Origin of the sequence: Actinomadura logoneensis (genome assembly GCF_003428695.1) — a bacterium.
Classification (GTDB): Bacteria; Actinomycetota; Actinomycetes; order Streptosporangiales; family Streptosporangiaceae; genus Spirillospora; species Spirillospora logoneensis.
In genome coordinates, this window is sequence record NZ_QURH01000208.1 from 1 (window position 1) to 8,424 (window position 8,424).

General features: G+C 75.2%; 7 protein-coding genes. 4 read left to right on the top strand and 3 right to left on the bottom strand.

Annotated elements, in window-relative coordinates; genetic code table 11:
• The coding region (locus DZF91_RS41940) for a PaaD-like zinc ribbon domain-containing protein (RefSeq protein ID WP_456236646.1) at nt 1-204 on the top strand (204 nt) is incomplete at its 5' end.
• Nucleotide 205: 1 nt separating this feature from the next.
• Entirely contained in the window at nt 206-1,297 is a 1,092-nt protein-coding gene (gene paaE, locus DZF91_RS11550; protein WP_117357474.1) for a 1,2-phenylacetyl-CoA epoxidase subunit PaaE, read from the top strand.
• Between the two features lie 55 nt (nt 1,298-1,352).
• On the opposite strand, the gene DZF91_RS11555 is transcribed toward paaE, so the two are convergent.
• Together DZF91_RS11555 and DZF91_RS11560 are read right to left on the bottom strand one after the other, a co-directional pair.
• Nucleotides 1,353-1,802 (bottom strand): hypothetical protein, encoded by a 450-nt coding sequence (locus DZF91_RS11555; protein ID WP_117357475.1) that lies wholly within the window; start codon nt 1,800-1,802, stop codon nt 1,353-1,355.
• Nucleotides 1,803-1,892: 90 nt separating this feature from the next.
• Nucleotides 1,893-4,238 (bottom strand): ATP-binding cassette domain-containing protein, encoded by a 2,346-nt coding sequence (locus DZF91_RS11560; protein ID WP_117357477.1) that lies wholly within the window; start codon nt 4,236-4,238, stop codon nt 1,893-1,895.
• 167 nt (nt 4,239-4,405) lie between these two features.
• On the opposite strand from DZF91_RS11560, the gene DZF91_RS11565 reads away from it, so the two are divergent.
• A complete protein-coding gene (locus DZF91_RS11565) occupies nt 4,406-5,356 on the top strand; it encodes a MauE/DoxX family redox-associated membrane protein (protein ID WP_117357476.1) in 951 nt (316 codons plus the stop codon).
• Here DZF91_RS11565 and DZF91_RS11570 read toward each other — a convergent pair.
• Nucleotides 5,238-7,448: an MMPL family transporter gene (locus DZF91_RS11570; protein ID WP_199486564.1), complete on the bottom strand. Its 2,211-nt coding sequence runs from the start codon at nt 7,446-7,448 to the stop codon at nt 5,238-5,240. The genes DZF91_RS11565 and DZF91_RS11570 overlap by 119 nt on opposite strands.
• Nucleotides 7,449-7,669: 221 nt before the next feature.
• Here DZF91_RS11570 and DZF91_RS11575 point away from each other — a divergent pair.
• Nucleotides 7,670-8,424: histidine kinase dimerization/phosphoacceptor domain-containing protein (locus DZF91_RS11575; protein ID WP_235834213.1), on the top strand; the 755-nt coding region annotated here is incomplete at its 3' end.

Below are 8,424 nucleotides of genomic sequence, written 5' to 3' on the forward strand. Positions count from 1 at the left end.
GCCCCGTCCGGACAGGGCCTCCCCGGACAGGCCCGGCGCGGGCCGGTGCCGCTCGCGCTGGGCGGCGTCCGGCGGGCCGTGCCCTGCCCGCGCTGCGGGTCGCGCGACACCGAGGAGACGTCCCGGTTCTCGTCCACCGCGTGCAAGGCGCTGTGGCGCTGCCGGTCCTGTTCCGAGCCGTTCGAGCACGTCAAGGAGATCTAGCGTGACCGTACCGGTGACCACCGCGCCCGTCCGCCGCCGCCGGACGTTCCACCGGCTGCGGATCGCGGGGATCGAGCGGCTGTGCGCGGACGCGGTCGCCGTCACCTTCGCCGTGCCGCCGGAGCTGGCCGGGGAGTTCGCGTTCCGGCCGGGGCAGGCGCTCACGCTGCGCCGGGTCGAGGACGGCCGGGACGAGCGCCGCTCGTACTCGATCTGCGCGCCCGCCGGGTCGCCGCCGCGGATCGGCGTCCGCGAGGTGCCGGGCGGGCTGTTCTCGTCCTGGCTGGTGCACGCGGCGCGTCCGGGCGACGAGGTCGAGGTGATGGCCCCGACCGGGACGTTCACGCCGGACCTCGCCGAACCCGCGCACCACGTGCTGGTCGCGGCCGGGTCGGGTGTGACGCCGATGCTGTCGATCGCGGCGTCGGCGCTGGCCGCGCATCCGGACACGCGGGTGACGCTGCTGTACGGCAACCGCCGCACCGACACGGTGATGTTCACCGAGGACCTGGCCGACCTCAAGGACCTCCACCCCGCCCGGTTCCAGCTCGCGCACGTGCTGTCCCGCGAGCCGCGCGAGGCGGAGCTGCTGTCCGGGCGCATGGACTCGGCCCGGTTCGCCGCGCTCGTCGACGGCCTGTGCCTGTGGGACGCCTCGCACTGGTGGCTGTGCGGGCCGATCGGCATGGTCGAGGACGCCCGCCGCGTGCTGGCCGGGCTGGGCGTGCCCGCCGAGCGCGTCCACCGGGAGCTGTTCTTCGCCGAGGACGAGCCGGTCGCGCCGCTGCGGCACGAGGACGCCGCGCCGGACGGCCCGGTCAGCCGGGTCACCATCACGCTGGACGGCCGGTCCACGACCGCCGCGCTCCCCCGCGACCGGACCGTCCTGGAGTCGGCGCAGCGCGTCCGGCCGGACCTGCCGTTCGCGTGCAAGGGCGGCGTCTGCGGGACGTGCCGGGCGAAGGTGACGTCCGGGTCGGTGCGGATGCGGCGCAACTTCGCGCTGGAGCCGGGCGAGGTCGCCGCCGGGTACGTGCTGACCTGCCAGTCCCTCCCGGAGACCGACGAGGTCGAGGTCGACTACGACAGCTGATCCGCCGTCCCCTCCGCGGCCCGTTCCTCCGCGGCCGTCCGCCCCGGAGGCCGGGTCAGCGGAGGGACTCGTCCTTGACGTCGCTGGCCAGGATGTACACGCACTTGTCCTGGTGGAGGACGACGTTGGCGCCGACGGTGGCGGCCTTGCCCTTCTCCCACGCCCCGGTGAAGGTGCGCTGCGGATCGGCTTTGATCGTCGTGTTCTGCAGTTTGCCGTCGCAGGTCGCGGTGATGAACCCGCCTCCGACGCGGTCGTACTTCGGCTTGCCCTGCTTCGGCCGGGGCGGCTGCCCGGCCCCGACCCCCACGTGGGTGGCGTCGCTGCAGCTGTAGAGCACCGGCACCTCCAGGGTCTTGCCGTCTTTGTCGATGGTGGCCAGGCCCACCTTCACCTTGGCGGGATGCTTGCCGGTGAGCTTGCAGGGCGGCGGGGCCGCGTCGGGTGCGGTGACGGTCAGTACCGCGGCCAGCGCGGCGGTGCCGACGAGGCTGAAGACCGGCATCGGAGCTCTCCCTTCCGGAGGTCGGCGCGGCGGGTCGGCCGACAGTACTGCGATTGTTACCCGGAGTGTTCGTCAATCACTCTCAGTAACTCAGCCGTCGGAGCGGAGGGCGGCGGCGAGGTAGGGGGCGGTACGGCCGGACGAGGCGGCGACGTCGGCCGGGGTGCCCTGGGCCACGATCCGGCCGCCGGCCGCGCCGCCGCCGGGGCCGAGGTCGATGACGTGGTCGGCGGTCGCGACGACGTCCATGTCGTGCTCGACGACCACGACGGTCGCGCCCTCGTCCACCAGCGCCTGGAGCTGCCCGACCAGGACCTCGGTGTCGGCGGGGTGCAGTCCCGTGGTCGGCTCGTCCAGGACGTAGAGGGTGCCGCCGTGCCGGGCGCGCTGGAGCTCGGACGCCAGCTTCACGCGCTGGGCCTCACCGCCGGACAGTTCCGTGGCGGGCTGGCCGAGCCGCAGGTAGCCGAGGCCGACGTCCCGCAGCGTGCGCAGGGACCGGGCCGCCGGACGGACGTCGGCGAGGAACCCGGCCGCCTCGTCCACGGTCATGTCGAGCACCTGCGCGATGTCGGCGCCCCGGTAGGTCACCTGGAGGGTCTCGGGGTTGTAGCGGGCGCCGCCGCACACCGGGCACGGCGCGTACGTGCTCGGCAGGAACAGCAGCTCGACCGACACGTAGCCCTCGCCCTGGCAGTTCTCGCAGCGCCCTCCGGCGACGTTGAAGGAGAACCGTCCGGCGTCGTAGCCGCGGGCCCTGGCCTCGTCGGTCTCGGCGAACAGCCTGCGGACGGCGTCGAACAGGCCGGTGTAGGTGGCGAGGTTGGAGCGCGGGGTGCGTCCGATGGGCTTCTGGTCGACGCGGACGACGCGTCCGGCGCCGGGGGCGTCCGCGATGGCGTCCAGGAGGCTGGACTTTCCGGAGCCGGAGACGCCGGTGAGCGCGGTGAACACCCCGAGCGGGACGTCCACGTCGAGGGAGCGCAGGTTGTGGCGGGTGACGCCGCGCAGCCGCAGGTGCCCGGACGGCTCGCGCGGCGTGTGCCCGGGCCGCTCGGCCTCGCCGAACAGGTGGCGGCGCGTCACCGACTCCGGGACGTCGCGCAGGCCGTCCACCGGGCCGCTGTACAGGACCTCGCCGCCGTGGACGCCCGCGCCGGGCCCGACGTCAACGATCCAGTCGGCGCGGCGCACCACCGACAGGTCGTGCTCGATGACGAACAGGCTGTTCCCGGCGGTCTTCAGCCGGTGCAGGCTGCTCATCAGCGCCTCGGTGTCGGCGGGGTGCAGTCCGGCGGACGGCTCGTCCAGGACGTAGACGACGCCGAACAGGCCGGAGCGCAACTGGGTCGCCATCCGCAGCCGCTGCAGCTCGCCCGCCGACAGCGTCGTACTGGACCGGTCCGTGCCGAGATAGCCGAGGCCCAGCTCGGTCAGCACCTCGACGCGCTCGATGAGGTCGCGCGACAGCACGCCCGCGGGGCCGCCCTCGCGCGTGTACGGGCGCAGGACGGCGGCCAGGTCGATGAGCGGCAGCGCGGCCAGGTCGGCGATGTCGCGTCCCGCGAAGGTGACGGCGAGCGACTCGGGCCGCAGCCGCTTGCCGTGGCAGACCGGGCAGACGGCGCTGGTCATGAAGCTCTCCGCCTTCTGGCGGCGCTTCTCGCTCTTGGACTCGGCGTAGGCGCGCAGCACGAGCCGTTTGGCGCTGTGGAACGTGCCCTTGTAGGTGCCCTGGGTGCGGTGGGCCTCGCGGACCGGATGGACGGTCACCACCGGCTGCTCGTCGGTGAACAGGATCCAGTCGCGCCGCTCCTTGGGCAGCTCGCGCCACGGCCGGTCGACGTCCACATCGAGTTCCTCGAGGATCTCTCGCAGGTTCTTGCCCATCCAGCCGCCGGGCCAGGACGCGACGGCGCCCTCCCTGATCGACAGGGACGGGTCCGGGACCAGGGACTCCTCGGTCACGTCGTGGACCTCGCCGAGGCCGTGGCAGTTGGGGCAGGCGCCGACCGGGGTGTTGGGCGAGAACGCGTCGGAGTCCAGGCGCTCGGCGCCCTCGGGGTAGTCCCCGGCGCGCGACAGCAGCATCCGCAGCGAGTTGGAGACCGCCGTGACCGTCCCGACCGAGGACCGGGAGGACGGCGCGGCCCGCCGCTGCCCGAGCGCGACCGCCGGGGGCAGGCCGGTGATCTCGTCCACGTCCGGCGCGCCGACCTGGTGCAGCAGCCGCCGCGCGTAGGGCGCGACCGACTCCAGGTAGCGGCGCTGGGCCTCGGCGTACAGCGTCCCGAAGGCCAGGGACGACTTGCCCGAACCGGACACGCCGGTGAACACCACCAGCGCGTCGCGCGGGACGGCGACCGCGACGTCGCGGAGGTTGTGCTCGCGCGCGCCCCGGACGCGCACGAACGGATCCGCGGCCCCCGCGTCCATGGTCGTGCTTGTGTCCGTGGTCGTGCTCGCGCCTCGGTCCGCTCCTTCGTCGGGCCGGGTGTTCGGGACGATGGCCTCGTTCTCCCCCGATGAGTCCATGATCCTCACATTACGGCAGCTCAGTGCGGCTGGTTTAGCATGGCCCGTTCCGGAGGGCGGGAGTGGGGATGGGCACGGTCGTTGTCGGGTCGGCCGGACCGGCGCTGGTGGCGGTGCTGGCGGTCGCGGTGGTCGGCAAGCTGCGCGATCCGCGCGGCTTCGCGCGCACGGTGTCGGGGTACCGGCTGGTCCCGGCCCGGCTGGCGCGGGCCGTCGCGTGGACGGTGATCGCCGCCGAGGTGGCGGTGGCGCTGCTGCTCGTCCTGCCGTGGACGCTCGGCACCGGCTCCCGCGCGTCCGTGGCCGGCGCCGTGTGCTCCGCGGCGCTGTTCGGCGGGCTGCTGTGCGCGCAGGTGTCGGTGCTGCGGCGCGGGCTGCGGGTGGACTGCGGCTGTTTCGGGCGTCCCGGGCGGACGACGCTGGTCGGCCCGGTGAGCCTGGCCCGGACGGGCGCGATGGTCGTGCTGTCGGCCATGGCGGCGTCCGCTCCCGGGTTCTCGGTCGCCGGCCTGCCGCTGGCCTGCGGATACCTGCTGGTCTTCGCCGGGCTCGGGCTGGTGCTGCGTCCGGGTCCGGCGCCGGTCCCGGCCCCCGCGGAGCCGGGGCCCGCGCGCGGACCGCGCGCCGGGGACGGGTTCGTCCTGGCGGGAGGGCGGTCGGCGCAGGGCCGGACCACGCTGTTCGCGCTGGTCACTCCCACCTGCGGGTCGTGCCTGGACGCGCTGCCCGCGTTCGTCCGCGCGGCCGGGCACGTGCCGGTCGTCGTGGTGACGCCGTTCGGGGAGGCCGCCGCGCTGCGCGAGGGCGGCCTCCCCGTCCTCGTCGATCCGGACGTGTTCGACGCCAACGGCGTGCCGTGGCCGCCCTACGCGGTGCTCGCCGACGCGTCCGGGACCGTCCTCACGGCCGGGCCGGCCGACTCCCCGGCACGGCTGGCGGCGCTGCTCGGCCGCCCGCTGCCGCCCGCGGCGGGCGCCGTCCCGGCGACCACCACGCCCACTCCCCCAGCAGGCGCATGACGGCGGGCACCAGCAGGCCCCGCACGACGGTCGCGTCCACGACCACCGCCAGCATCAGCCCGACCCCGATGACCTGCATGAACACGATGCCGGACGCCAGGAACCCGGCCACCACCACGACCATCAGCAGCGCCGCGCCGGTGATCACCGTCGAGGTGCGGCGCACGGCCGCCGCGATCGCCTCCGCCGGATCCGCGGCGCGGGCCGGGTCCGCGGCGCCGTCCGGGGCCGCAGCGGCGGATGAGGTCGCGGCGCGGGCGCGCTCCTCGCGGATCCGGGCCAGCAGGAACACCTCGTAGTCCACGGCGAGGCCGAACGCGATCGCCACGATCAGCACCGGGAAGTCGGCGTCGACCACGCCGACCGGGGTGAAGCCGAGAACGCCGGAGAACCATCCGTCCTGGAAGACGAGCTTGACCGCGCCGAACGCCGCCGACAACGACAGCAGGTTCAGCAGCAGCGCCTTGACCGGCAGGACGACCGAGCCGAACGCGCCGAACAGCACGGCGAAGGTCACCAGGGCCACGAAGGCGAGCATCCACGGCACCCGCGCCCCGATCATGTGGACGATGTCCACGCGCGACGCGGGCATGCCGGTGAACAGCGCCTTCGTGCCGGGCGGCGGCGCCATCGCGCGCAGGTCCCGGACGGTGCGGGCGGCCTGGCGCGACATGGGGTCGAAGCCGTACCCGAGGGAGATCCGCGTCTGGTTCCCCCGGATCCCGGTGACGGCTGCTCCGCGCACTCCGGGGACGCGCGCGAGGTCGCGGGCGTAGGCGTCGAGCGCGGAACGGTCGGCGGCGCCCTCGACCACGGCGGTGATCTGCTTGGCGGGGTCGGCGGTGAAGCGGTCGCCGAGCTGGCGCGTGACCGTGCGGGCGTCGGCGTCGGCCGGGAGCACCCAGTCGCCCGGCCGCGCCCAGTTCACCCCCAGGAACGGCGCGCCGAGCGCCAGCAGGACCGCGACCAGGCCGACCGTGCTGAGCAGCGGCCTGCGCATGACCAGGTGGGCCGTCCGGTACCAGCGCTCGCCCGGGTTCCGCAGGCGCGGCAGCGGGACGCGCAGCGCGTTCACCCGGTGCCCGGCGAAGCGCAGCAGCGCGGGAAGCAGCGTCAGCGACCCGGCGACCGCGAACACCACGACGGCCGCGCCCGCGTACCCCATCGAGCCGAGGAACCGGGACGGGAACACCGTCAGCCCCGCGAACGACACCGCGACGAGCAGGCCGGACACCGCGACCGTCCGGCCCGCGGTCGCGACCGTCCGGGCGACCGCGGCGTCGAGGTCGGAGCCGTCCGCGCGCAGCTCGTCCCGGAACCGGGTCACCATCAGCAGCCCGTAGTCGATCGCGAGGCCGAGCCCGAGGATGGTGACGACGTTGACCGCGAACGTCGAGACGTCGGTGACGGCGGTGACCGCGCGCAGCACCGCGAACGAGCCGAGCGCGACGAGCCCGCCGACCGCCAGCGGCAGCGACGCGGCGACCAGGCTGCCGAACACGACCACCAGCAGGACGACCAGCAGCGGCATCGAGACGCTCTCGGCGCGGGCGATGTCCCGTCCGGCGCGGGCGTTGACCTGCTCGGTCATCGCGGTCACGCCACCGAACCGGACGGTCGTCCCGGGGACGGCGAACGCGGGCTCGACCTTCCGCAGCGCCTTCACGCGCTCCTGGTCGACGCTGGACGCGAACCGCACCGTCACATACGTCGCGTGCCGGTCCCGGGACACGAACGCCGGGTCGCCGGTGGACCAGAACGTGCGCAACTCGGCGATGCCGGTGCGGGGCACGGCGTCCACGGCGGTGCGGATGGCGGACGCCACGGACGGGTCGTCCACGCTGCGCGCGCCCGTGTCGTACAGGACGACCACGTCGGGCGTGTGCCGCCCCAGCGGACCCGCCAGGACCCGGTCGGCGGCCACCGACTCGCTCCTCGGGTCGTCGAAGCCGGCACCGCCCGTCAGGGACCCGAACACGCCCGTCCCCCACACCCCGGCGAACGCGGCGAACGCCACGGCGGCCACCACGACCCAGCGCCGCCGCCGGGCCGCGAACCGGCCCAGCGCGGCGAACATGCTCTGTTCAGTCATGCCGGCCAGCGTCACGTCCGCGCCGGGGCGGGCGCTTCGCCCGGACGGCCCGTCCGCACGGCCGATCGGAGCCTTTCCGCGGCCGGACGGGCCGGGCGTCCCCCCGCCGGGCGGACCGCAGCCGAGCGGCCGGACGGCCCGGTCCGGCGGCCGGGCGGAGGAGGGACGGGTCGTCCGCGCGGAGGAGCGCACGCCCGTTCCGTCCGGTTTAGGCTCGTGCCGTGGCCGGGACATGGGGTCGGGCGCGGATCGCCCGCCTGCTGGTGATCGCCTGCGCCGTCGGCTACCTGCTGCTGATGCGCGGGCCCGGCACCCCGCACGCCCTGACGGAGTGGACGGTCGCGGCCGCGTCCCTGGGCGTGCTCGCCGCGGCGGTCCGCTGGCCTCTCGCGGCGGCGTTCGTCCAGCCCGTCCTGCTGGTGCTCGCCGCGCGGTACGGCTCGGGCACGCCGATCGTGGAGAAGGTCGGGGCGAGCGTCGCGGTGTTCGAGGTGACGCTGCGCCGCGGCCGGCGCGAGGCCGCGCTGGCGCTCGCCGCGCTCGCCGCCGGATACGCCGCGATGTGGGCCGGTGAGGAGGCGCAGGACCTGGCCTCGCTCGCCTACAAGGGCACCGTCATGCTGGCGCTGCCGGTGCTGCTGGCCGCCTACCTGCGGTCGGTGGAGAACGAGGCGAGGGCGGCGCGCGAGCGGGCGGCCGAGGCCGAGCGGCGGCGGGAGCTGGCCGAGCACGCGACCCGCATGGCCGAGCGCACCGCCATCGCCCGCGAACTGCACGACATCGTCGCCCACCACATGGCGTCGATCGTCCTGCGGGTCGGCGTCGCCCGGCACGTCCTCACCGACGCGAACCGGGCCACTCCGGACGTCGCCGTCCCGGACGCGGCCGGACCGGACGCGGGCGGACCGGACGCGGCCGGGCCGAAGGCGGGCGGGCCGAAGGCGGGCGGGCCGCACTCCGTCGCCGCGAGCGCGGC